Annotated in this window: 17 protein-coding genes; 6 read left to right on the top strand and 11 right to left on the bottom strand. The window is 75.5% G+C overall.

Annotation, left to right across the window (positions count from 1 at the left end):
* Window positions 1-4: 4 nt before the first annotated feature.
* Window positions 5-1,474 (bottom strand): DUF6350 family protein, encoded by a 1,470-nt coding sequence (locus ABZW10_RS02450; protein WP_355358533.1) that lies wholly within the window; start codon window positions 1,472-1,474, stop codon window positions 5-7.
* A gap of 135 nt (window positions 1,475-1,609) precedes the next feature.
* On the opposite strand from ABZW10_RS02450, the gene ABZW10_RS02445 reads away from it, so the two are divergent.
* On the top strand, window positions 1,610-3,796 hold the full coding sequence (locus ABZW10_RS02445) for a LuxR C-terminal-related transcriptional regulator (RefSeq protein ID WP_355358530.1): 2,187 nt from the start codon (window positions 1,610-1,612) through the stop codon (window positions 3,794-3,796).
* Window positions 3,797-3,879: 83 nt separating this feature from the next.
* On the opposite strand, the gene sucD is transcribed toward ABZW10_RS02445, so the two are convergent.
* The 5 genes from sucD to ABZW10_RS02420 all read right to left on the bottom strand — a co-directional run bounded on the left by sucD (window position 3,880) and on the right by ABZW10_RS02420 (window position 11,072).
* Window positions 3,880-4,764: a succinate--CoA ligase subunit alpha gene (sucD, locus tag ABZW10_RS02440; protein ID WP_355358528.1), complete on the bottom strand. Its 885-nt coding sequence runs from the start codon at window positions 4,762-4,764 to the stop codon at window positions 3,880-3,882.
* A 19-nt stretch (window positions 4,765-4,783) separates the two neighbouring features.
* Window positions 4,784-5,956: an ADP-forming succinate--CoA ligase subunit beta gene (sucC, locus tag ABZW10_RS02435; RefSeq protein ID WP_355358525.1), complete on the bottom strand. Its 1,173-nt coding sequence runs from the start codon at window positions 5,954-5,956 to the stop codon at window positions 4,784-4,786.
* A 354-nt stretch (window positions 5,957-6,310) separates the two neighbouring features.
* Window positions 6,311-7,516 (bottom strand): VWA domain-containing protein, encoded by a 1,206-nt coding sequence (locus ABZW10_RS02430; RefSeq protein WP_355358522.1) that lies wholly within the window; start codon window positions 7,514-7,516, stop codon window positions 6,311-6,313.
* Between the two features lie 48 nt (window positions 7,517-7,564).
* Window positions 7,565-9,904, bottom strand: coding sequence for a DUF5682 family protein (locus ABZW10_RS02425; RefSeq protein ID WP_355358519.1), 2,340 nt, complete (start codon window positions 9,902-9,904; stop codon window positions 7,565-7,567).
* Between the two features lie 73 nt (window positions 9,905-9,977).
* Window positions 9,978-11,072, bottom strand: coding sequence for an AAA family ATPase (locus ABZW10_RS02420; protein ID WP_355358516.1), 1,095 nt, complete (start codon window positions 11,070-11,072; stop codon window positions 9,978-9,980).
* A gap of 189 nt (window positions 11,073-11,261) precedes the next feature.
* Here ABZW10_RS02420 and ABZW10_RS02415 point away from each other — a divergent pair, with 189 nt between their 5' ends.
* On the top strand, window positions 11,262-12,587 hold the full coding sequence (locus tag ABZW10_RS02415; RefSeq protein ID WP_355358513.1) for an SWIM zinc finger family protein: 1,326 nt from the start codon (window positions 11,262-11,264) through the stop codon (window positions 12,585-12,587).
* 111 nt (window positions 12,588-12,698) lie between these two features.
* Complete coding sequence (locus ABZW10_RS02410; protein ID WP_355358510.1) at window positions 12,699-14,315, top strand: DUF5691 domain-containing protein; 1,617 nt, start codon at window positions 12,699-12,701, stop codon at window positions 14,313-14,315.
* 114 nt (window positions 14,316-14,429) lie between these two features.
* Here ABZW10_RS02410 and ABZW10_RS02405 read toward each other — a convergent pair whose 3' ends face one another.
* Window positions 14,430-14,837, bottom strand: a complete 408-nt coding sequence (locus tag ABZW10_RS02405; RefSeq protein ID WP_355358936.1) for a cobalamin B12-binding domain-containing protein — start codon at window positions 14,835-14,837, stop codon at window positions 14,430-14,432.
* Window positions 14,838-15,139: 302 nt separating this feature from the next.
* Between ABZW10_RS02405 and ABZW10_RS02400 the strand changes: the two genes are divergently transcribed.
* Entirely contained in the window at window positions 15,140-16,012 is an 873-nt protein-coding gene (locus tag ABZW10_RS02400; protein WP_355358507.1) for a M23 family metallopeptidase, read from the top strand.
* A gap of 34 nt (window positions 16,013-16,046) precedes the next feature.
* Here ABZW10_RS02400 and pcrA read toward each other — a convergent pair whose 3' ends face one another.
* The 3 genes from pcrA to ABZW10_RS02385 all read right to left on the bottom strand — a co-directional run bounded on the left by pcrA (window position 16,047) and on the right by ABZW10_RS02385 (window position 20,868).
* The gene (pcrA, locus tag ABZW10_RS02395) at window positions 16,047-18,752 is read right to left on the bottom strand and encodes a DNA helicase PcrA (protein WP_355358504.1); all 2,706 of its coding nucleotides are present in this window, start codon (window positions 18,750-18,752) and stop codon (window positions 16,047-16,049) included.
* A gap of 81 nt (window positions 18,753-18,833) precedes the next feature.
* Entirely contained in the window at window positions 18,834-19,511 is a 678-nt protein-coding gene (locus tag ABZW10_RS02390; protein ID WP_355358501.1) for a response regulator transcription factor, read from the bottom strand.
* Window positions 19,504-20,868, bottom strand: a complete 1,365-nt coding sequence (locus ABZW10_RS02385) for a PspC domain-containing protein (RefSeq protein ID WP_355358933.1) — start codon at window positions 20,866-20,868, stop codon at window positions 19,504-19,506. Before ABZW10_RS02385 ends, ABZW10_RS02390 begins: the two co-directional genes overlap by 8 nt.
* Before the next feature lie 249 nt (window positions 20,869-21,117).
* Between ABZW10_RS02385 and ABZW10_RS02380 the strand changes: the two genes are divergently transcribed.
* Window positions 21,118-22,662: a PspC domain-containing protein gene (locus ABZW10_RS02380; RefSeq protein WP_355358498.1), complete on the top strand. Its 1,545-nt coding sequence runs from the start codon at window positions 21,118-21,120 to the stop codon at window positions 22,660-22,662.
* Entirely contained in the window at window positions 22,659-22,883 is a 225-nt protein-coding gene (locus ABZW10_RS02375; protein WP_355358495.1) for a hypothetical protein, read from the top strand. Before ABZW10_RS02380 ends, ABZW10_RS02375 begins: the two co-directional genes overlap by 4 nt.
* On the opposite strand, the gene ABZW10_RS02370 is transcribed toward ABZW10_RS02375, so the two are convergent.
* The gene (locus ABZW10_RS02370; protein ID WP_355358492.1) at window positions 22,880-23,941 is read right to left on the bottom strand and encodes a Rieske 2Fe-2S domain-containing protein; all 1,062 of its coding nucleotides are present in this window, start codon (window positions 23,939-23,941) and stop codon (window positions 22,880-22,882) included. The two genes, ABZW10_RS02375 and ABZW10_RS02370, sit on opposite strands and share 4 nt — an antisense overlap.
* Window positions 23,942-24,069: the final 128 nt, after the last annotated feature.

Here is a 24,069-nt window from a genome sequence, read left to right as displayed (position 1 = left end):
CCGGTCACGGGGCCGGGTCGGCCGCGTCGGCGTCGGAGGCGCTGTCGGGGTCGCCGCTCCGGATACCCGACAGACGGGTGACCGCGGCGTGCGCGCGGGCGCGAAGGAGAAGTGCGCTCCGGCGTGCGGGCACGGTGAGCACCCCGGGCAGGAGCGGCGCGCGCCCGCCGGCCGCGCGCAGCGACCGGGCACGGGCCAGCACGGCGATCGGAGCGGCCACCGTCGCCACCCAGGCCGCCGCGGCCAGGCCCGTCCACCACGGCACCGGCCCCAGCCAGGCCATCCGGCCCGCTGCCAGCGCCCCGCCCGAGAGCCCGCCGAGCCCGGCCGCCGCCGACCCGACCAGCAGCCCGGTCGCCAGCGCCGCCACCGCGGTCGCCGGCGCCGACCACGGGACGCGCTCCCCGGTCCGGCCGTCGAGCCGGGCGTGGGCCCGCCCTCCGGTTCGTCCGCCGGTTCGTCCGCCGGTTCGCCCTCCGCCGACGGCCGCCGCCCGGCCCAGCAGCAGCCCCGGCACCACGCCCGCCAGCGCCGGCAGCACGCACACCGCCAGCCGCCAGCCGCCCGCCCCCGGCTCCGGGAACAGCGCGAACAACGGGAAGTCCGGCACCGGCCCCAGCACCGTCCGCACCGGCGACACCACCGTCCCCTCCCCCGCCGCGAACCCCGGCCCGAGCGCGTACGCCGCGCCCCACAGCACCGCGTTCGGCAGCAGCACCAGGCTCACCAGCAGCACCCCCGCCACCGCCGCCGGCCCGCCCGCGAGCACCTCCGACGAACCGCTCGTGGACACCGCGCCCAACAGCGCCGCCCCCGCCACCAGCAGCCCGCCCGCCGCCAGCAGCCCTCCCCCGGCCGCCAGCGCGGCCACCCGGACCGCCGCCGCCCCGCCCGTCGGCCGGACCGTCTCCGGCAGCCGGGCCAGCCACCGCTCCAGCACCCCCGTCACCAGCGGAACCGCCCCGCGCGGCCGGGCACCGACCGCCACCGCCGCCCCGGCCACCAGCGCGACCACCACGAGGTCCGGCAGCACCCTGGCCCGGAACTCCCCCGGCCCCGCACACTGCGCCACCACCCCGCACGCCACCGCGGTGTACCCCGCCCAGACCGCCGGCGCACCGCCGCGCCCCGGCCGCCCCGCACTCCGCGCCGTCACCCGGCCCGCCACCCGGACCAACTGGCCCACCGCCAGCAGACCGAGCAGCAGCGGGGTGACCGACAACGGCGCCTCCGCCGCCCCGCGCAGCACCGGCGCCCCGTGCCCGAGCAGCCACAACGCCGCCACCAGCCGCAACGTCCCGTCCGCACCCCCGTCGGCGTACGGCGTCACCACCCAGAGCCCGAGCACCGGGACGGTGACCACGCAAAGCCCGATCAGGGCCGTCCGGACCCCGGCCAACAGGGCGGACAGGACGGGCCTGGCCCCCAGTTCGCCCGGCGCTCCCAGAATCGGACGACCCGTCAGCTGCGTCATGGGCCACATCGTGCCAAGGCGACTCGCCATGCTCCGTGAAGCGGCAAACGGCCGGGGTGTCCCAGATTATTGGCTTATGCGCATTTTCAGACCATGCCTGCTCGCCACCGCGACCGACCCGGCCTGGAGCGTCTGATGACCAGGCCCCCGACCGCCGAGCACCCCGGCAACCAGCCCGCGTCCGCGACGCAGCGACGCAGCGGGAAGGGGCGCCGCGCCAAGGCCGCACCGACCGCACCGACCGCGCCGACCTCCGGGAACGGGGCCGGGAAGGACGAGGCCGCCGCCGGGCTGCTGCGCCGGCTGACGGCACGTGAGGCGCAGGCCTTCGCCCACCTCGCGGCCGGCCGGGACCTCGCCGAGACCGCCGCCGCCCTCGGCGTCACCCCCACCACCGCCCGCAGCTACCAGCACCGGGCCCTGCGCAAACTCGGCACCCGCACCCAGGAGGAGATCACCGCGCTCGCCGCCCTGCTCCCCACCCCGGACGCCGCCCCCGCCCCCGGCCGCGGCCCGAAGCCCGGCGGCGGAAAGCCACGACGCGGCCCGAAGCCCGACCGCACCAGGACCACCGCGACGACACCCCCCACGCCCCACCGGGCCGACGACCGGCCGCCACGGCCCGACTCGCCCGGTGGTGGCACGGGAAAGGGCGCCCCGGCCGACAGCACCGACCACGGGCGGAACACCACGGAGGCCACGTCGGCACGCCAGGCCGACAACCGGCAGACCCCTGCCGACCACGTCGATGCGTCCCCGGCCGACAGACAGCACACCAACCAGACACGGCACATCACGGAAACCCCGCCGCCCCTCCAAGGCGGCGACGGGCAAACCCCCACCGACCACGTCGATACGTCCCTGACCGACAGGCAGCAGCGCCCCACGCGCGCCGAAGCGGCAGCCCCGCTCGACACGCGTGCCCCCCACCCAGTGGCGGACGCCACCGACACGAACCGCCCGCAGGGCGTACGCGCCGGCCGAGCGGCCGCGCAGGCCGGGCGCAACGCCGGCCGGTCGGCGGCGGAGCAGGCTGTCGCAGCCGACGTCGACGACCCGCGGGCAGGAGAAGGACAGCCCGCGAGCAGCGCCGGTCCGCCGACAGCGGGGGGCCGAGCGGTCGAGGCCGGCGGCGGCTGGGCGGCGGACGCCGGGCAGGCCGGCAGCCGGGCGGCGGCGATGGAGGCGGCCGGACGCGGCGCCAGCCGGCCCGAGGCGGAAGCCGACCGGCGGCAGCCCGCACGGGGCCGGGCGGTGGGACCGGAGGGAGCCGGGGGGCCGGCGGCGGGGTTCGAGGAGGTGTACGCGGCGGCGCACACGCGGTTGGTGCAGCAGGTGTTCCTGCTCACCGCCTGCAAGTACCGGGCCGTGCGCTGTGTGGGGCGGGCGTTCGACGAGGCGCGGCGGCGGTGGGCGGAGGTGGTCGCGGGGGGTGAGCCGGAGGCGTGGGTGCGGGCGCGGGCGTTCGAGTCGGCGCTGTCGCCGTGGCACCGGGGTGGCCCGCGCCGTGCCCACGCGTGGCGGCTGCCGCACCGGCGGATCAAGGTGCGTCCGGCGGACGAGGCCCAGGCGGTGCTGCCGGACCACGACCGGCTGACCGACCGGGACCGCGCGCTGCTCAAGGCGCTCCGCCGGCTGTCACGGCCGCAGCGCCGGGCGCTGGTGCTGCACGACGGCCTGGGGATGCCGGCCACCGCGGTGGCGGTGGAGGTGGAGTCGACGGTGACGGCCGCCGAGGCGCGGGTGTGGGCGGCGCGGGTGGCGCTGGCGCACTGGGTGCCGGAGCTGGTCGGGCCGGATCCGGCGGCGGACGGGTTCGCCGATCGGCTGTGCGAACTGATGCACCGGGCGGCGGTGCGCGGGGCGCCGGAGCCGCCCCGGCCGCCGGTGCCGCTGCTGCGGGCCCGGCACGGGCTGGCGAACGCGGGCCGGACGGGGGCGGCGGCGCTGCTGACGGCGGCGGTCGGCGGTGCGGTGCTGGCGACGCTGGCGGGTGGCGGGCCGGGCGAGCTGTTCCGGCTGCCGGATCCGCCGCCGCCCTCGCTCTGCGCGGCGGTCCCGACCTCGGCGAGCGATCCGGACGCACCGCTGCCGCTGGTGCCGGACGGGCCGCCGTCGGGGATCCAGAGCCTCTGGTGCTCGACAACGCCGGGGCTGGAGCCGGTCGTGCTGGATCCGCCGCCGCCCCGCGAGGACGGGCCGTACCGCCCGCCGGCGGGCGGGCGGGCCGCCGAGGCACTGCCCCCGCCGGGCGTGGTGGCCGCCGAACCCCCGCGCGGCTGCGCCCCCTGGGCGCTGCACCAGTGCGCGCCGGTCCGCTGAACAGCGCGACGGCCGGGCCGCCGAACAGTACGGCGCCCCCGCCCGGAGGTCCGGGCGGGGGCGCCGTACTGCGAGCGGGGGCGTCAGCCCTTGAACAGCTCACGGGCCAGGCGGGCGGTCTCGGACGGCGTCTTGCCGACCTTGACACCGGCGGCCTCAAGGGCCTCCTTCTTGGCCTGCGCGGTGCCCGAGGAGCCGGAGACGATGGCGCCGGCGTGGCCCATGGTCTTGCCCTCGGGGGCGGTGAAGCCCGCGACGTAGCCGACGACCGGCTTGGTCACGTTCTCCTTGATGAAGGCCGCGGCCCGCTCCTCGGCGTCGCCACCGATCTCACCGATCATGACGATGAGCTCGGTCTCCGGGTCCTCCTGGAACGCCTTGAGGGCGTCGATGTGGGTGGTGCCGATGACCGGGTCACCGCCGATGCCCACGGCCGAGGTGAAGCCGATGTCCCGCAGCTCGTACATGAGCTGGTAGGTCAGGGTGCCGGACTTCGAGACCAGGCCGATCTTGCCGGCCTTGGTGATGTCGGCCGGGATGATGCCGGCGTTCGACTGTCCGGGGCTGATCAGACCGGGGCAGTTCGGGCCGATGATCCGGGTCTTGTTGCCCTTGGCGCCGGCGTGGGCCCAGAAGGCGGCGGTGTCGTGCACCGGGACGCCCTCGGTGATGACGACGGCCAGGCCGATCTCGGCGTCGATGGCCTCGACGACGGCGCTCTTGGTGTGCGCCGGCGGGACGAAGATGACGGTGACATCGGCACCGGTCTTCTCGATGGCCTCGGCGACGGTGCCGAAGACGGGCACCTCGGTGCCGTCGACGTCCACGGTGGTGCCGGCCTTGCGCGGGTTGACACCGCCGACGATCTGGGTGCCGGAGGCGAGCATGCGGCGGGTGTGCTTCATGCCCTCGGAGCCGGTCATGCCCTGGACGATGACCTTGCTGTCCTTGGTAAGGAAGATAGCCATGGTGTGAAAGTCCCCTTCCTTACTTGTTGGCCAGCTCGGCGGCGCGGTCGGCCGCACCGTCCATGGTGTCCACCTGCTCGACGAGCGGGTGGTTGGCGTCGGTCAGGATCTGACGACCCAGCTCGGCGTTGTTGCCGTCGAGGCGGACGACCAGCGGCTTGGTGACCGCCTCGCCCTTCTCCTCGAGCAGGGCGAGCGCCTGCACGATGCCGTTGGCGACCGCGTCGCACGCGGTGATGCCGCCGAAGACGTTGACGAAGACCGACTTGACGTCGGTGTCGCCGAGGATGATCTCCAGGCCGTTCGCCATGACCTCGGCGGAGGCGCCGCCACCGATGTCGAGGAAGTTGGCGGGCTTGACGTTGCCGTGCTTCTCACCGGCGTACGCGACCACGTCGAGGGTGCTCATGACGAGACCCGCGCCGTTGCCGATGATGCCGACCTCGCCGTCGAGCTTGACGTAGTTGAGGCCCTTGGCCTTGGCAGCGGCCTCCAGCGGGTTGGCGGCGGCCTTGTCCTCGAGGGCCTCGTGCTCCGGCTGGCGGAACTCGGCGTTCTCGTCCAGGGAGACCTTGCCGTCGAGCGCGATGATCTTGCCCTCGCCGGACTTGATCAGCGGGTTGACCTCGACGAGGAGGGCGTCCTCCTTGATGAAGACGGTCCACAGCTTCTGCAGGACCTCGGCGACCTGGTCGGCGACCTCGGCCGGGAACTTCGCGGCGGCGACGATCTCGGCGGCCTTCTCCGGGGTCACACCCTCGTTGGCGTCGACCGGGATCTTGGCGAGCGCGTCGGGGTTCTCCTCCGCGACGACCTCGATCTCCACACCGCCCTCGACGCTGGCCATGGCCAGGAAGGTGCGGTTGGTGCGGTCCAGCAGGAACGAGACGTAGTACTCGTCCTTGATGTCCGCGGTCTGGGCCAGCATCACCTTGTGCACGGTGTGGCCCTTGATGTCCATGCCGAGGATCTGCTCGGCCTTGGCGACGGCGTCCGCCGGGTCGGCGGCGAGCTTGACGCCGCCGGCCTTGCCTCGGCCGCCCACCTTCACCTGAGCCTTGACGACGGCGCGGCCGCCGAAGCGCTCCGCGATGGCGGCAGCGTCTGCGGCGGTCTCGATGACATCGCCGTCAAGCACGGGCACCCCGTGCTTGGCGAAGAGGTCCCTCGCCTGGTACTCGAACAGGTCCACGTGTTTGTCCTTGTTCGTGGTCGCGGATTGTGTCTCTACGAGCGTGCCACGGCAGGATCTTCGCTGCGGGTCGTCGGGGCGGTGCGGGTACGCAGAAGTACGGCCTTGCGGCCCACACAGCCACGGGCGCACACGTCAATCAACACGCGCGTCACGTCCGTCTGGCAGGTTATCCCCGGACGACGGGCGTGTTTCGCCCGGGGCCTGCCCGTCTTTGGTGAGAACCGTCACAGAAAAGCCCAGGGGGCGTACGCCGGGCGCCCGGACCGACAGCCCAGGTCGGACCCGCCACGGGTTCCGCCGTTCGAGTGAACCCCGGCGCCGACGCATTGACGACCGGGCCGACGGCTCCGCTCACACCCCCTGGTCCGGCACCGGTATCGGGCGCTTCTCGATCGCCGCCGCCATGATCTCCGGGAAGGCGTCGGGGGTGCAGGCGAAGGCCGGGGCACCGAGCGCGGCCAGCGCGGCGGCGTGCGCGTGGTCGTAGGCGGGCGCGCCCTCGTCGGAGAGCGCCAGCAGGGCGATGAACTGCACGCCGGCCGCCTTCATCGCGGCCACCCGCTTGAGCATCTCGTCACGGATGCCGCCCTCGTAGAGGTCGCTGATCAGGACGACGATCGTCTCGGCCGGCCGGGCGATCCGGGACTGGCAGTAGGCGAGCGCCCGGTTGATGTCGGTGCCGCCGCCGAGCTGGGTCGCGAAGAGCACGTCGACCGGATCGGTGAGCTGCTCGGTGAGGTCGACCACCGAGGTGTCGAAGACGACCAGCCGGGTGTCCAGGCTCTTCATCGAGGCGAGCACCGCGCCGAACACCGCCGAGTGCACCACCGACGGCGCCATCGAGCCGGACTGGTCGATGCAGAGGATGACGTCCTTCTTCACCGCGCGCTGGGCGCGGGCGTAGCCGACCAGCCGCTCGGGGACGACCGTGCCGTGCTCGGGCAGGAAGTTCTTCAGGTTGGCCCGGATGGTGCGGTCCCAGTCGATGTCGCGGTGGCGCGGGCGGTTGACCCGGGCACTGCGGTCCAGCGCGCCGCCCAGGGTGGCCCGGGTGCGGTCGGCGAGCCGGCGCTCCAGATCGGCGACCACCCGGCCGACGACCGCGCGGGCGCTCTCCCGGGTGGTCTCGGGCAGCGCGTGCTTGAGCGAGAGCAGGGTGGCGACCAGATGGACGTCCGGCTCGACGGCCTCCAGCATCTCCGGCTCCAGCAGCAGGTGCTCCAGCCCGAGCCGGGTGATGGCGTCCTGCTGCATCAGCTGGACGACGGTGGCCGGGAAGTAGCTGCGGATGTCGCCCAGCCAGCGGGCCACCTGCGGGGCCGAGCCGCCGAGGCCAGCGCTGCGGCGCCCGGAGCGCGGCTGCCCGGCCCGGCCGTCCTCGGCGGGGCCCCGGTAGAGCGCGGCGAGCGCGCCGTCCATCGCGGCGTCCCGGCCGTGCAGGGTGCGGCCGGTGCCGTCCGCCTCGCCGCCGAGGACCAGCCGCCAGCGGCGCAGCCGCTCGTCGGCGTGGGCGCCGGGGTCGGCGGCGGACGCGGTGCCGGGGGTGGTGACTGCCATCGGGGGCTCCTCTGCGGGTGGTCGGCGGTCTGGGGGACGGCGGGGCCGTCAGGTGTCGCGGCCCTCGGCCTGCCGGGGGATCCGCGGGTGCTCACCGGGCTCCTCGTCACCGGTCGGCAGTCCGAGCAGCAGGGCCACCACGGGCAGCGCGGCCTCGGCCCGGGCCCGGTCCAACGCGGCCTCCTCCCTGGTGGGTTCGGCGCTCCCGGAGCCCAGCGGACCGGCCGCCACCCGGCCGCCCACGGTGTGCCGGACCCCGGCCTCCAGGGTGGCGAAGGTCCGCCGCAGCAGCGGCAGCACGTCGGTGAAGACCTCCGCCGGGACGCCGGTCAGCCAGCCGTCGAGCAGACCGAGCAGCCGGGGGTCGTGGAGCAGCAGCGCACCGCCCCCGGTCAGGAAGCCCTCGATCCAGCCGGCCGCGTCCGCCGGGCTGTTGGTTGCGGACAGCACCAGACCGAGCCGCCGCCCGGCCTCCGCCGAGTCGAGCCGGCCGTCGTCCAGCAGCAGCCGCACGGCGCGCCCGCGCAGCAGGCCGGGCACGCCGGTGGCCGGGCCGCCGGACGGCTCGCGCCGGGCGAGCGCCCGCAGGGTGCCGGCCCAGCGGTCGGCGAGTCCGGCGGCGGGGCCGTCCGCCTGGTCCAGCAGGCCGATCGCGCCGTGCACCTCGTCGAGGTGACCGCGCATCACGGCGGCGCCGGCGGCGTCCAGGCCGGTGCAGGCGGGCGGCAGGCCGACGCAGATCCGGTCGGCGAGTCCCGCGGCGACCTCGCCGAGGGCGCCGTGGTCGGTGCCCCGGACGTCGCCGTAGCGCAGCGCGCGCACCAGGGCGGGCAGCGCGCCGGCCAGGTGGGCGACGTCGGTGTCCAGGGCGGCGCAGTCGGCGAGCACCCGCATCACGACGGGCAGCGCCTCGGCCAGCCCGGCCACCAGGCAGGTCTCCACCAGCCCGGTGAGCTCGGCGAGTTCGACGGCGGCCCGGGCGGTGCCGACCGCCTTGCCGACGGCGGCCCGTTCGACCGTGGTGCCCCACTGGGCGGCCTCGGCGATCCGGACGGCGAACTCGGGCTGCCAGCACAGCCGCCAGCTCTCCCGGAAGGTGCCGGTGGAGGCGACCGAGGAGCGGACCGGCACGCCCCAGTCGACGCCGAGCAGGCGCAGCCGGTGCAGCAGCCGGGAGCGGGCCGCGTCGGTGTCCTTGCGCAGGTCGAGGTCCAGCTCGCGCGGGGCCGGGTCGGGCTTGAGTCGCAGGGTGCGCTGGAGCCGGGCGAGGTCGCGCTGCAGCGGGACGGCGGGCGCGGCCTCGGGCACCTCGCCGAGCGCGTCGCCGATCACCAGCCGGTCCTGGACGAGCGCGAGGGCGACGTCCGAGCCGTCGCACATCACCGCGCGGACGGCGTCCAGCGTCTCGGTGAGTCCGGCCAGCGGGCGGCCGCGCACGACGGCGAGGGTGCGGGCGAGCCGGACGGCCTCGATGACGTGCGCGGAGGAGACCGGGTGGTCCTCCGCGCGCAGCAGGTCGGCGGCCCGGGTGAGCCAGCCGGGCAGCGGGTCGCCGTCCGTGCGGTGCAGGTGGTGGTACCAGCCCGGGGAGACGATCCCGGCGCCGTAACCGGTGAGCTGGGAGAGCCGGCGGTGCGTCCAGGGCACCCAGGTGATCTCGGTGCGCACCTTCCTGGGCAGCTCGGCGAGCAGCGCGCGGTCGTGCGCGACGGTCGGCATGGCGGCCAGGGCGGGGACGTGGAAGGCGCCGCAGACCACGGCGATCCGCCGGTGGCCGGCCCGGCGGGCGGCGCGGATCTGCTGGCGCATGTACGCCTCGCGCCGCTCGTCGCGCCGGCTGGCGGCGCCGTCCTCGCGCAGTGCCGTCATCGCCTCGGCGACGGCCGCGAAGGGCGCGAGCGCGTCCTCGTCGTCGCCGGGGCGGCGGTGCTCGACGACGTCCTCCCACCAGCGTTCCGGGTCGTCGTGGCCGGCGGCCTCGGCGAGCCGGGCGATCGGGTCGCGCGGCAGGTCCGCGTCCTCCTCGTCGCCGCCGTCACCGGCCGGCTCCTCCGCTTCCCCGGCGTCGGAGAAGGTGTAGCCGGCCGGCAGGTCGATGAAGCGGAGCGGGAGGCCGCGTCCGGTGGCGTAGCGGATCGCCACCCACTCCGGCGAGAACTCGGCGTACGGCCAGAACGCGGCGCGGGCCGGGTCGTCGGCCGCGTGGGCCAGCAGGGCGACCGGCGGCACCATGTCCTTCTCCGCCGCCAGTGCGAGGATCGGGTCCGCCTCCGGCGGACCCTCCACCAGGACGGCGTCCGGTCGCAGCTGCTCCAGCGCGGCGGCCACCGAGCGGGCCGAGCCGGGGCCGTGGTGCCGGACGCCGAGCAGCGTCACCTCTGCGCTCATCGCGCCCTCCCTCCCGAGTGTTGCGAGCTTGTGGTCATCTGGCGCGGTGTCGTGCGGCGCACGGCCGTGCCGTTCAGCGGGTGTTCTCACGGGCGGCGCGGTAGAAGTCCTTCCAGCCGTCGCGCTCGCGCACCACGCCCTCGACGTACTCGCGCCAGACCTGCTGGTCGGCGGCCGGGTCGCGGACCACCGCGCCGATCACGCCGGCCGCGACGTCGCCGGCCCGCAACACGCCGTCGCCGAAGTGGGCGGCGAGCGCCAGGCCGTTGGTGACCACCGAGATGGCCTCGGCGGTGGACAGGGTGCCGCTGGGGGTCTTCACCTTGGTCCGGCCGTCGGTGGTGATGCCGGCCCGAAGCTCCCGGAAGACGGTCACCACGCGCCTGATCTCCTCGGCGCCGCCGGGCAGTTCGGGCAGCTGGAGGGAGCGGCCGAGCTGCTCGACCCGGCGGCTGACGATCTCGACCTCCTCCTCCAGCGAGCCGGGCAGCGGCAGCACCACGGTGTTGAAACGGCGGCGCAGCGCGCTGGACAGCTCGTTGACGCCGCGGTCGCGGTCGTTGGCGGTGGCGATGAGGTTGAAGCCGCGCACGGCCTGGGTCTCGGTGCCCAGCTCCGGGATCGGGAGGGTCTTCTCGGACAGGATGGTGATCAGACTGTCCTGCACGTCCGCCGGAATGCGGGTCAGTTCCTCGACCCGGGCGATCCGGCCGTCCGCCATCGCCCGCATCAGCGGCGAGGGGACCAGCGCCTCCCGGCTCGGCCCGTTGGTGAGCAGCTGCGCATAGTTCCAGCCGTACCGGACGGCCTCCTCCGGGGTGCCGGCGGTGCCCTGCACCAGCAGCGTGGAGTCGCCGCTGATCGCCGCGGCGAGGTGCTCGGAGACCCAGGTCTTGGCGGTGCCGGGCACGCCGAGCAGCAGCAGCGCCCGGTCGGTGGCGAGCGTGGTGACGGCGACCTCCACCACCCGGCGCGGGCCGATGTACTTGGGGGTGATCACGGTGCCGTCGGGCAGCTCGCCGCCCAGCAGGTAGGTGGCGACGGCCCACGGGGAGAGCCTCCAGCGCTCCGGGCGGGGGCGGTCGTCCTGGGCGGCCAGCGCGGACAGCTCGGCGGCGAACGCCTCCTCGGCGTGCTGCCGCAGGACCTCGGTCGCGACGTCGGTCATCGGGGCTCCTTCGGGTCGGCCGCCGGGCACACGGATGCCCGGGCGACGGGGTGATCGGGGGGAGCCAGGTCGGCGTCCCGGCCTGCGGAAACCACCTTGCACCGGACCACTGACAATCCTGACCGGCGCTCAGTTCGGGCCGTCCGGGCGCCGGGTCGAATGTCAGTGCCGCCGCCTACCGTCGTGGTCATGGAGGAACGCTGGAGCACCGAACACATCCTGTCCCTGGCGCCCGACGCCGCCTCGCAGAAGGCCGCGGGCAAGCTCTCCGCGCCCGCTCCCTGGTCCGCCGCGGGCACCGACGGCGCGGCGGTCTGGGGCGAGTGCAGGGGCAGCGGCAGCACGCCGTACCGCACGGTCGTCGAGCTCGCCACGCCCGCCTACCAGTGCAGCTGCCCGAGCCGGAAGTTCCCCTGCAAGCACGCCCTGGGGCTGCTGCTGCTCTGGAGCGGCTCGCCCGCCTCGGTGCCCGACGGCGCCGAGCCCGTCGACTGGGCCGCCGAGTGGCTGAAGGGCCGCCAGGAGCGGGCCGAGCAGCGGGCGGTGCGGGCGGAGGCGCCGGCCGATCCGGCCGCCGCCCGCCGCCGTGCCGAGAAGCGCTCCGCCCGGGTCGCGGCCGGCGCCGCCGAGCTGCGGCTGCGGCTCGCCGACCGGGTCCGGCACGGCCTCGCCGACCAGTCCACCGCCGGCCCCTGGGAGGAGGTCGCGGCCCGCATGGTCGACGCCCAGGCCCCCGGTCTGGCCACCCGGGTCCGCGAGCTCGACGCGGTGCCGCAGCAGGGCCTGCTGGCGGAGTACGCGATGCTCCACCTGCTCGCCACCGCCGCGACCCGGCTCGACGAGCTGCCCGCGCCGCTCGCCGCGACCGTCCGCGCCCGGGTCGGCTACACCACCGAGACCGCCGAGCTGTTGGCCGGCCCGACCGTCCGGGACCGCTGGCAGGTCCTCGGCAGCCGGACCTCGCCGATGGACGGGGGCGGCGACGAGCGGCTGACCACCCGCCGGCTCTGGCTGCGCGGCGCCAAGACCGGCCGCCCGGCCCTGCTGATCGCCTTCGGCCGGCCCGGGCAGGCGCCCGAACTCGCCCTGCCCACCGGCCAGGTGGTCGAGGCCGAGCTGGCCTTCCACCCCGGCGCCCGCCCGCTGCGGGCCGTGCTCGGAACCCGCTACGGCGCCCCGGCGGCCGCGCCCGACGGCCCGCCGCCCGGCCTGGCCGTCGCCGAGGCGGTGGCCGGCTACGGCACCGCGGTGGCCGACGACCCGTGGCTGGACGCCTGGCCGACGGTGCTCACCGAGGTCGTCCCGGTGCTCTCCGAGGAGGGCTGGCACCTCACCGACGGCCGGCACACCGTCCCGGTGCACCGCACCGCCGTCCCGGAAGCCGCGCTCTGGCGGCTCGCCGCCGTCTCCACCGGCCGCCCGCTCACGGTCTTCGGCGAGTACGGCCACCGCGGCTTCGCGCCGGTCACCGCCTGGGGGCGGGACGGCCGCCCGATCGGCCTCACCACGGCCTGAGCGGGCCCGCCGGACCACGCCCCGAGCGGGCCGCGGCGAGCCCCTGACGAGCCCGCGCGCCCACCGCCCCGACATCCACCCGCACCCGTTCCACCGGAGGAGGAGGCCCCCGTGCCCGACCCCTGGGAGTCCCTGCAGACCACCGCCCTGCTGGGCACCGACCGCCGCCCGCTCCCCGCGCCCGGCCCGGCCGCCCCGTACGACGGCGCCGTCGACCGCGCCGACCCGGCCACCGCGCTGCTCGAACTCGCCGCCCTGGAGACGGTCCGCCGCCGGGCCGGCGCGCTGCCCGCCCCGGCCGCCTCGGCGGCCGACCGGCCGGCCGCCGAGGACCCCCGCCCCGAGCTGCCGGCCCCCGCCGCCCGCCGGCTCTCGCTGCTGCTCTCCACCCGCGGCGGCGGCAGCGGCACGCTCGCCAACATCGCCGAACTGCTCCCGCAGTGGCTCGCGACCGCCCGCGAGCGCGGCTACCGCGCACCCGCCGCCAGCGTCCCGGCCCTGCTGGACGCCGCCCGCGCCCGCAGCGAGCTGCGCCCCGACGCGGTCGCACTGGCCGGCCCGCTCGGCCGCTGGCTCGCCGAACGCAACGCGGACTGGCGGTTCGTGCAGCGCGCCGCCCCGGAGCCGTCGGCCGTGCCCGAGCCGCCGACCGCCCCGGAGCCACCGACCGCCCCGGGCACCGCGCCCGCCGAGGGCGACCACCTGTGGCACGAGGGCCTGTTCGCCGAGCGGGTCACCCATCTCACCCTGCTCCGCCGCCGCGACCCGGCGGCCGGCCTGGCCCTGCTGCGCGGCACCTGGCCCACCGAGCGCGCCGAGGACCGGCTGCTGTTCCTGGACGCCCTCCAGGAGGGCCTCTCGCTCGCCGACGAACCCTTCCTGGAGGCGGCGCTCGGCGACCGCAGCAAGAACGTCCGGACCACCGCCGCCGAACTGCTCTCCATCCTGCCCGGCTCCGCGCTGGCCACTCGGATGGCCGAGCGCGCCCGCGCGGCCGTACGCCTCTCCACCCATGGCACGCATCTGCTGGTCACCCCGCCCGCCGCCTGCGACCCGGCCATGCAACGCGACGGCATACCGCCCAAGTCGCCCACCGGGCGCGGCGAACGGGCCTGGTGGTTCGGCGAGGTGATCGCCGCCGCCCCGCTCCCGCTCTGGTCCGAGCACACCGGCCTGACGCCCGGACAGCTGCTCGCCCTGCGGGTCGGCGACGCCATCGACGAGACCAGCAGCACCTGGGCCGACGATCTGCGCGAGGCCTGGGCCCGGGCCGCCGTCCGCCAGCACGACGCCGCCTGGGCGCGCGCCCTGCTCGGCCCCGCGCCCGTCCCCGGCCCCGGGCGCGCCGCCCGCGCCACGGGCGCCCCCGCCAAACTGCTCGCGGTGCTCCCGCCCGCCGAACGGGCCGCCTGGACGGCCGCCTTCATCGAGGCGCACGGCCTCGGCGACGCCTTCCAACTGCTCGGCGCCTGCGCCACCCCGTGGACGCCGCCGCTGTCCACCGCGGTGGTCGAGGCCCTGGCCCGGGCCGCCGCCTCCGGCGCCTACCCGTGGAGCCACAGCGGGGTGCTCGGCATGACCGAACGCGCGCTCTCCCCGGACAGCGCCGGGGCGGTCGAGGAGCTGGCCGCCGGGGCCGCGACCGCCACCGCCTGGGGCGAGACCTTCACCCGGCTGGCCGGGACGCTGCGCTTCCGTGAGGCGATGCTCGCCGAACTGGCGGCCTGAGCGGCGGCCCGGAACGCCGACGGGGCCGGTGCCGGACACGTCGTCCGGCACCGGCCCCGTCGGCGACCGTGCGTTCGGCGGTCGCGTGTACGGCGACCGCGCGCACGGCAGCCGTCAGCCGGCGGCCCGCAGGTTGGCCTCGACCCAGGCGACCACCTCGGTGGTCGGCGTGCCCGGGGTGAAGATGTCGGCGACGCCCATCGCCTTCAGCTCGACGATGTCCTCGTCCGGGATGATCCCGCCGCAGAACACCTTGATGTCCTCGGCGTCACGCTCCTTCAGCAGCTCCAGTACCCGCGCGCACAGCGTCATGTGCGCCCCGGACAGGATCGACAGCCCGATGCCGTCCGCGTCCTCCTGGATCGCGGTGTCGACCACCTGCTCCGGCGTCTGGTGCAGGCCGGTGTAGATGACCTCCATGCCGGCGTCACGCAGGGCGCGCGCGATGACCTTGGCGCCGCGGTCGTGACCGTCCAGCCCCGGCTTGGCGACCACCACGCGGATCGGCCCTGACACACCCATCACTGCCTCCCGGACCTCGTCGTCCATCCCCCACCGGACCTTGTGGGCACGGGCGAGGTTAACGAGCAATAACCAATTGAGGGGAGGGTAGCGCCACCCGTCCTGGTTGGCGGCCCCGCCCCTCAAGACGAGGGCAAAATCACAGACCGCCCACCGCCCTCCCCTGTTCTACCCGGCAACCGCACACCCCCAGCCCCTTGACATACGGACTTTTGTCCGGATGTCCGGCTTCCGGCTACAGTCTCGGTCGTTTAGCCCCCCGCCCGACGACGCGCCCGAGGCCACCTGAGGAGGCAGCCGCGATGGCTCCCGAAGCAGCCGCCCGTCCGACCCGTGCGGAACTGCGCCTCGCCGCCCGCGAGCAGTCCCGGTCCCAGCGCCGCGACGCCGCCAAGGCCGCCACCCGCACGGCGCTGCTGCGGGTCGCGCTGCCCTCGGTGGCCGCGCTCGGCGTCGCCGCCGCGGCGGCCGTCACCGTCCAGGGCGAGGCCGACCAGCAGCGCGCCCAGGCCGCCGGCCGGGTCCCCGAGCAGGCCACCGCCGCCGACTCCCCCGACGCCGCGCACGGCGAGGCTGCCCGGGCCGCCCAGCAGGCACTGGCCGCCGGCGAGACCGCCCAGGCCTCCCGCGGCGACGCCCGTCAGCCGCTCGCCGGCACCCAGGGCACGCCCGACGCCGCCGGGCAGAACGGGCAGAACGGGCAGGGTGGCCAGACCGGCCAGCCGGTCGCGCAGGCGAACACCACGCCCCCCGACCAGGCCCCGGCACCGGAGCGCCCCGCGATCGCGATGCCGGTCGCCCAGCACGGCCTCGGCGAGGTGTTCGGCGCGGCCGGCACCCACTGGGCCAAGCGGCACACCGGCGTCGACTTCCCGGTGGACGGCGGCACCCAGGTGATGGCCGTGGCCGACGGCACCATCCGCACCCAGTGGAACCCGTCGTACGGCTACATGACCATCCTCAAGACCGCCGACGGCACCGAGGTCTGGTACTGCCACCTGCGCTCGTACAAGATCCGCAAGGGCACGGTGAAGGCCGGCGACCTCATCGCCTTCGTCGGCAGCAGCGGCAACAGCACCGGCCCGCACCTGCACCTGGAGATCCGCCCGGCCGACGGCGGCTCCCCCGTCGACCCGCTGCCCTGGTTCCTCGCCCAAGGGCTCGACCCGCGCTGACACCGCCGGCGCGGGCCGAACCACCTCCGGTCCGCTACAACTTCTCGACCGGCGCGTAGCGCAGCAGCAGCTGCTTGCGCCCCTCCGAGCCGAAGTCCACCGTGGCCTGCGCCTTGTCGCCGGCCCCGGTGGTGGCCACCACGGTGCCCAGCCCGAAGGTGTCGTGGGTGACCCGGTCGCCGACCGCCAGCGCGACCACCTCGCGCTCCACCGCCGCGCCCGAGCGCCGCGCCGACTGCCCCCAGCCCGCCTTCGGCGAGGCCGCGGCCGACGAACCGCGCGAGGACCCGCCCCGCGAGGACCCGCCGCCGAACGACGAGCCCCCGGAGCCACCCGAACCGCCCGAACCGCCCGAGGACCGTCCGCCCCAGGACGGCCCCGAGCCGAAGCCGCGCGAGGCCGGCGCCGACGCCGCCCCCGTGCGCTTCCACTCCACCAGCGGCTCCGGGATCTCCTCCAGGAACCGCGAGGCCGGGTTGTACGACGGCTGCCCCCAGGCGCTGCGCAGCACCGACCTGGTCAGGTAGAGCCGCTGCCGCGCCCGGGTCAGCCCGACGTACGCCAGGCGCCGCTCCTCCTCCAGCTCCTTGACCTGGTTGAGCGCCCGCATGTGCGGGAAGATGCCGTCCTCCATGCCGGTCAGGAAGACCACCGGGAACTCCAGGCCCTTGGCGGTGTGCAGGGTCATCATCGTGATGACGCCCTGCCCCTCCTCGTCCTCGTCCGGGCTTCCTCCCTCGGTCCCGTACTGCTTCGCATCCGGGAGCTGGTCGGAGTCGGCGACCAGCGCCACCCGCTCCAGGAAGTCGGCCAGCGAGCCGACCGGCGGCGCGCCGTCCTCGCCGGCGTCCGGCCGCTCGCCCGGGTCCTGCTCGTACTCCAGGGCGACCGAGGCCAGCTCCTGGAGGTTCTCCACCCGGGTCTCGTCCTGCGGGTCGGTCGACGCCTGGAGCTCGCCCAGGTAGCCGGTCTCCTCCAGCACCGCCTCCAGCACCGCGGCCGGGCCCGCGCCGGACTCGACGACCTGGCGCAGCCCGGCCATCAGCGCGTTGAACTTCTTCACCGCGTTCGCCGAGCGCGCGGCCATGCCGTACGCCTCGTCGACGCGCCGCAGCGCCTGTGCGAAGGAGATCCGCTCGCGCGCGGCCAGCGCGTCGATCATCGCCTCGGCCCGCTCGCCGATGCCGCGCTTGGGCACGTTGAGGATCCGGCGCAGCGGCACGGTGTCCTCCGGGTTGGACAGCACCCGCAGGTAGGCCAGGACGTCCTTGACCTCCTTGCGCTCGTAGAAGCGCACCCCGCCGACCACCTTGTACGGCAGGCCGACCCGGATGAACACCTCCTCGAAGACGCGGGACTGCGCGTTGGTGCGGTAGAAGATCGCGACGTCGCCGGGCCTGGCCGCGCCCGCGTCGGTGAGCCGGTCGATCTCGTCGGCGATGAACTGGGCCTCGCCGTGCTCGTCGTCCGCGACGTAGCCGACGACCTTCTCGCCGTCCTCGCCGGCCGTCCAGAGCTTCTTCTCGCGCCGGTTGGCGTTGCGCTCGATGACGGCGTTGGCCGCGCTCAGGATGGTCTGGGTGGAGCGGTAGTTCTGCTCCAGCAGGATCGTGGTGGCGTTCGGGTAGTCCTCCTCGAACTGGAGGATGTTGCGGATCGTCGCGCCGCGGAAGGCGTAGATCGACTGGTCCGCGTCACCGACCACGCACAGCTCGGCGGGCGGCACCTCGGCGAGCCGGCCGGCCGCCGGGTCGACGTAGTCGCCGTCGACGGTGCGCTTCGGGGCGTGCGCCGCCGCGCCGCCGCTCAGCTCGCGGACCAGCGTGTACTGGGCGTGGTTGGTGTCCTGGTACTCGTCGACCAGGATGTGCCGGAACCGCCGCCGGTAGTGCTCCGCGACGTCGGGGAAGGCCTGGAGCAGGTTCACCGTCGTCATGATGATGTCGTCGAAGTCGAGGGCGTTGGCCTCGCGCAGCCGCCGCTGGTAGAGGAAGTACGCCTCGGCGAGCTTCTTCTCCGTCGGGTTGGCGGCCTGGTCGGCGTAGGTCTCCTCGTCGATCAGCTCGTTCTTGAGGTTGCTGACCTTGGCGGTGAAGGACTTCGGCGGGAACTGCTTCGGGTCCAGGTCGAGGTCGCGGCAGACCAGCGCCATCAGCCGCTGCGAGTCGGCCGAGTCGTAGATCGAGAACGAGGAGGTGAAGCCGAGCAGCTTGGACTCGCGGCGCAGGATCCGCACGCAGGCGCTGTGGAACGTGGAGACCCACATCGCCCGGGCGCGCGGGCCGACCAGCTGCTCGACGCGCTCGCGCATCTCGCCGGCGGCCTTGTTGGTGAAGGTGATCGCCAGGATCTCGCCCGGCTGCACCCCGCGCGCGCCCAGCAGGTGGGCGATCCGGTGGGTCAGCACCCTGGTCTTGCCGGAGCCGGCGCCGGCCACGATCAGCAGCGGCGAGCCGGCGTGCAGCACGGCCTCGCGCTGCGGGTCGTTCATGCCCTCCAGCAGCGCGGCCGGGTCGATCACCGGGCGGGCGGCGCCGTTGCGGTACCAGGCGTCCCGCTCGGCCTCGGCCGCGTGGTCGGTCCGGAAGAGCCCGTCGGGGATCGCCTCCTCGTAGGCGTCGTACGGGGCGTCGTCCCCGTACGGCGGCGGCTCCTCGTCGATCGGCGGCGCGGGCTGCTTCGACCCGGCGGCGGGGGCCTCGAAACCGGGGAGCGGGAGGTCGTCAAAGAGGCTACTCATGGCACTGACGAGTCTATGGCCACCCGCCGACAAGCCCGCCCGGCCCTTGACAGGACCGGGCGGGCCCGAAGGACACCCGGGTCAGACCAGCCGGCGCGCGGTGGCCCACCTGGTCAGCTCGTGCCGGTTGCTCAGCTGGAGCTTGCGCAGCACCGCCGAGACGTGGCTCTCCACCGTCTTGACCGAGATGAACAGCTGCTTGGCGATCTCCTTGTACGCGTAGCCGCGGGCGATCAGCCGCAGCACCTCGCGCTCGCGCTGGGTGAGCCGGTCCAGGTCCTCGTCCACCGGCGGGGTGTCGGTGGCCGCGAAGGCGTCCAGCACGAAGCCGGCCAGCCGCGGCGAGAAGACGGCGTCCCCGTCGGAGATCCGGAAGATCGCGTCGACCAGGTCGGTCCCGGTGATCGTCTTGGTGACGTAGCCACGGGCACCGCCGCGGATCACGCCGATCACGTCCTCCGCCGCGTCGGACACCGAGAGCGCCAGGAAGCGCACTCCCCCGGGGTCGCCCATCAGCCCGGCCGAGCGGCGCAGCACCTCGACGCCACCGCCACCGGGCAGGTGGACGTCCAGCAACACCACGTCGGGCCGCGTCTCGGCGACCACCCGGACCGCCGACTCCACGTCGTCGGCCTCGCCGACCACGTCGATGCCGGTCGCCTCGGTGCGCCCGATCTCCGCCCGTACCCCCGTCCGGAACATCCGGTGGTCGTCGACCAGGACGACCCGCGCGCGGCGCTCCGGCGCTGCCTCAGTCATTCGCTCTCTCCATCTCCAGCTCGACCTCGGTCCCGCCGTCCGGCGCGGGCCGCACCCGTGCGGTGCCGCCGTTGCGCTTCATGCGGCCGAGGATCGACTCGCGTACGCCCATCCGGTCCTCGGGGACCGTGTCCGGGTCGAAGCCCGGGCCGTGGTCGCGGACGAACACCATCACGGTCCTCCCCTCGACCTCGGCGTAGACCTGGACCGGTCCCCCGCCACCGTACTTGGCCGCGTTGACGGTCGCCTCCCTCGCGGCCTGCATCTGGGCCGCGATCCGCTCGTCCATCGGGCAGTCGCCGACGATCACCACCTCGACCGGGACGCCGTGCCGGTCCTCGACCTCGGCGACCACCGCGCGCAGGCTCTCCGCCATGGTGTCCGGCGCCTGCTCGGCGACCGCCTCCGGGCGGTAGAGCCAGAGCCGCAGTTCGCGCTCCTGGGCCCGGGCGAGGCGCAGCACCTCCTTGGGGTCCTCGGCGCGGCGCTGAATGAGGGTCAGCGTGTGCAGCACCGAGTCGTGCACGTGGGCGGCGATCTCGGCGCGCTCCTGGGCGCGGATGCGGGCGGTGCGCTCGGCGCCGAGGTCCTGCCACATCCGCAGCGCGTACGGGCCGACCAGCACCAGCACACCGGCGAGCACCGCGAGCGAGGCCTCGATCACCGAGCCGATCGTCGAGCCGCCGCCCTGGGTGGCGAGGAAGGCGATGATGCCCGCCACCACCAGCAGCACGCCCGCGCCGACCCGGGTGTAGGCGCCGCGCCGCTTCTCGCCCTCCTCCAGGCCGAACCAGCGCTGCCAGCGCGAGTCGTCGGCCTGCCGCCAGACCAGCGCCACGCCGACGCCGATCGCCAGCAGCGGCCAGCTGTACGGCTTGGCGGTCTGCACGTTGAGGGCGTTGAGCAGGGCGATCACGCCGATCACCAGCATCACCAGCGCGGCCAGCTGGCCCAGCCCGCCCGGCCGCTGGCCGGAGGCCCCGGCGCCGGACGCGCCGGCCCCCTCGCCGGCCTCGACCGGCTCGCCCCGCAGGGTGTGCTGCAGCACCTCGCGCAGCCGGCCGATCCATCCGCCGCGCCGGCCGGCGCCCTTGCTCAGCTCCCCGCCGCCGCCCACCTGCCAGGAACCGACCGGGACGAAGGAGCCGTTGACGTACACCCAGTGCGCGCCGACCCGCGGCTCGCCGATGCCGATCGGCACCACGAACCAGAACGCCGCGTAGAGCAGCCCGCCGAGCCCCTGGGCGAAGAACAGCACCACGAAGGCGATCCGCACCCAGCTGACGGGCAGTCCGAGGTGCACGGCGAGCCCGTGCGCCACACCGCCGAGCATCCGCCCCTGCGGGCTGCGGTACAGCCGGCGGTAGGGCGGCTTCGCGTCGCCGGGCGCGGACGGGTCGCCGCCCCCGGGCGGTGCGGGCTCGGGGGCGAGGGGACGGGAGTCGGAACCGGGTGCTGCCACGGCACCGATGGTTCCACGCGGGCGGACCCGGACGCATCAGGGTGTGGCCCCGCAGGGACCCTGACGCTTATCAGGGACAAGTCAGGGTCCGAGCAGGGGCGGGACCGGTTGGGCGGGGGTCCGGCACCCAGCAGGATGGTGGGCATGACCGAAGACCACCGTGCAGAGGAGCTCCACGAGGCCGGGACGAGCGCCCCGCCGGCGCCGGACCGACCGCCGCTGACCCGGGCCGAGCGCCACCGTGTGGTGGCTGGCGTCTGCGGCGGCCTCGGCCGGCACCTGGACATCGACCCGGTGGTGTTCCGCGTCGTGACGGTGGTGCTCTGCCTCTCCGGCGGCCTCGGCCTGTTCCTGTACGGCCTCGCCTGGCTGATCGTGCCGACCGAGCCGGGCGCGGACGGCAAGGGCGGCACCCGCTCCGGCCGCACCGAGCTCCAGCGGGTGCTCACCGGCCGGGTGGACGGCCAGTCGGTCGGCGCGGTGCTGCTGACCGTGATCGGCACCGGCGTCTTCTTCTCCTCGATGGGCGACGGCGGCCAGCTGTTCCCGCTGCTGCTGCTCGCCGGGCTGGTCTTCCTGGCCGTCCGCTACGACCCGGAGCGCCGCCGCGGCGGCCGGATCCGCGGCCGCCGCCGGCACCACGGCCACAGCCACGGTTACGGGGACGGCGGGCGGCCGGGCGGCCCGTACGACCGCTACTTCCCGGAGGCCGGACCCGCCGCCGACCCCGCCGCGGCCGCCACGAGCGGCTACCGCTGGCCGCCCGAGGAGCCGGCCGCGGCCGAGGAGGCCCGCGCCCGGCACGCCGCGGCGCGCGAGGCCGGCACCGTCCCCGCCGACACCCCGCACGCCGGCCCGTCCGGCTACCTGTGGGACCCGCGCCACCCCGAGCGCAACCCGTACGGCGGCACCGCGCCGACCCCGCCCTACGGCACCCCGCCCCCGCCGCCCGGCGCCCCGGCCCAGCCGTGGTGGCAGCGGACCGACCTGCCGCAGGGCGACCCGCTGCGCAAGGAGGCCGGACCGGTCCCGCCGGCCCCGCCGACCGCGCCGCGCCCGCCCGTGGTGGTGCACCGGCGCGAGCGCTCCCCGCTCGGCCTGATCGGCCTGCTGCTGGCGGTGGGCGCGGCCAGCGCCGTCTGGTCGGCCTCGAACAACGGCGGCGCCACCGTCCGGGCCGGCACCGTGCTGGCCACCGCGCTGCTGGTGATCGGGCTGACCCTGGTGCTCGGCGCCAAGTTCGGCCGGGCCCGCCGGCTGGTCGTCCCCGGTCTGCTGCTCACCGTCGCGCTGACCGCGATCGGCGGCTCCTCGGTCACCACCCGGAACGTGGCCGGCGACCGCACCTGGACCGTCGCCACGGCCGCCGAGCTGCAGCCGAAGTACACGCTGGGGGTCGGCTCGCTGCGACTGGACCTCAGCCGGATCGACCCGGCCGGCGCGACCCTGGCCACCTCGGCCGAGCTGGGCGCCGGCGACCTGACCGTGACGGTGCCGACGGACGTGACGGTCAACGTGCGCAGCGAGATCGGCCTGGTGGAGGTCCGCATCACGGGCCGCGAGGGCTACGACGACGGCCCGGGGAACCGCACCTACCAGCTGCTCCCGGTGAACGGACAGGAATCCAAGGGCACGCTCGACCTCACGCTGAGGGTCGGGCTCGGCAACATCAAGGTGGTCCAGCAGTGAGGAAGCACCAACTCGACCTGTTCTCGCTGATCGCCGGGGGGCTGTTCACCGCGATCGCGGTGCTCTACCTGGTGGCGGCGGTGAACGACGTCTCGGTCAACGGCCGGATCATCATCCCGGTGACCTTCATCGTGCTCGGCCTGGGCGGCCTGGCCGGGGCGGTGGCGGCGGCGGTACGCCGCTCCCGGCCGGAGGAACCCGGGCAGGATTCAGGACACTAGCTCTCCAGCGGGCCCAGGTGCAGCTTGTCGCCCTCCTTGGTGACCCGGTACTTCGGCAGCGGCTTGGTGGCCGGGCCGTTCACCACGGCGCCGGTGGCCGCGTCGAACCGGGAACCGTGGCAGGGGCAGTACAGCTGGCCGTTCTTCGGCGCGTCGACCGCGCAGCCGGAGTGCGTGCAGACCGAGGAGAACGCGCAGTACTGGCCGGCCTTGGGCTGCACCAGGTAGACCGCGTCGCCGCTGGCCGGGTCCTTGACCTGGGCCGAGCCGCCGACCGGGACGCTCGCCGCGTCCACCGTGACCGGCGCGCCGGCCGGTGCCGGGGCGGTCGGCTGCTCGGCCTTCGCGGTGGGCTTGTCCCGCCCGAAGGTGGCGGTCAGCGAGCCGGTGAGCAGCCCGGCTCCGCCCAGCGCGACGGCCGCGAGGCCGCCGTCCATCAGGGCCCGGCGCCGGACGTGGTCCTCGTGCAGGCCGCGCAGGCGGTCCCGGGCGGAGCGCCGGGCGAGGTAGCCGTCCACCGAGAGGTACGGGGTGCCGGCCAGCACCAGCGGCGTCCAGGCCATCAGGTAGGCGAGGTCGTTGCCGAGGTAGTACGGCGAGACGGTCCAGCTGATGGTGAGCCAGAGGCTGAGGCTGATCAGCGCGCCGCCGGCGGCGGCGAGCCGGCCCCAGAGGCCGATCAGGGTGCCCAGGCCCACCGCGAGTTCGCCGAAGGCGACCAGCAGGGCGAACGGGGTGGGGTGGGACAGCGCCGGGCCGAGCAGGAAGTCGATCGGGCTGGAACCCTTGACGGCCCGGGTCTGCGAGACGAACGAGGCCGGGTCGCCGGCCCCGGCCAGGTAGTGGCTGTCGGAGAGCTTGTCGAGCGAGGCGTAGACGAAGGTGACGCCGAGGAAGATCCGCAGCGGCAGCAGCGCCAGCCGCGAGCCGGCCGCCTTCCACCCGGCGGTCCGTCCGGTGGCGCCCGCCGGGCCCGGTCCGTCCTGGGTGCCCGGGGGCGGCCCTGCCGTGCCGTCGCCGACGGTCCCGGCCGCCACAGAGCTGCTGGCCTCCGCCATTCCCCACACCTTCCCTCACCGGCCCGCCACCGCCTGACAGGTCCGGACGCATTCTGCCCGCTCGTGGCTGCTTTCGGTGGGAGGGCCCACCCGGGGGCGCGGAGTCGGCGAGCGGGCCGGCGACGAAC

The organism is Kitasatospora sp. NPDC004723, assembly GCF_040609255.1.
In the GTDB taxonomy this organism is placed as follows: domain Bacteria; phylum Actinomycetota; class Actinomycetes; order Streptomycetales; family Streptomycetaceae; genus Kitasatospora.
The sequence above is the reverse complement of the archived record's forward strand: the minus strand, read 5'-3'. Positions and strand labels throughout refer to the sequence as shown.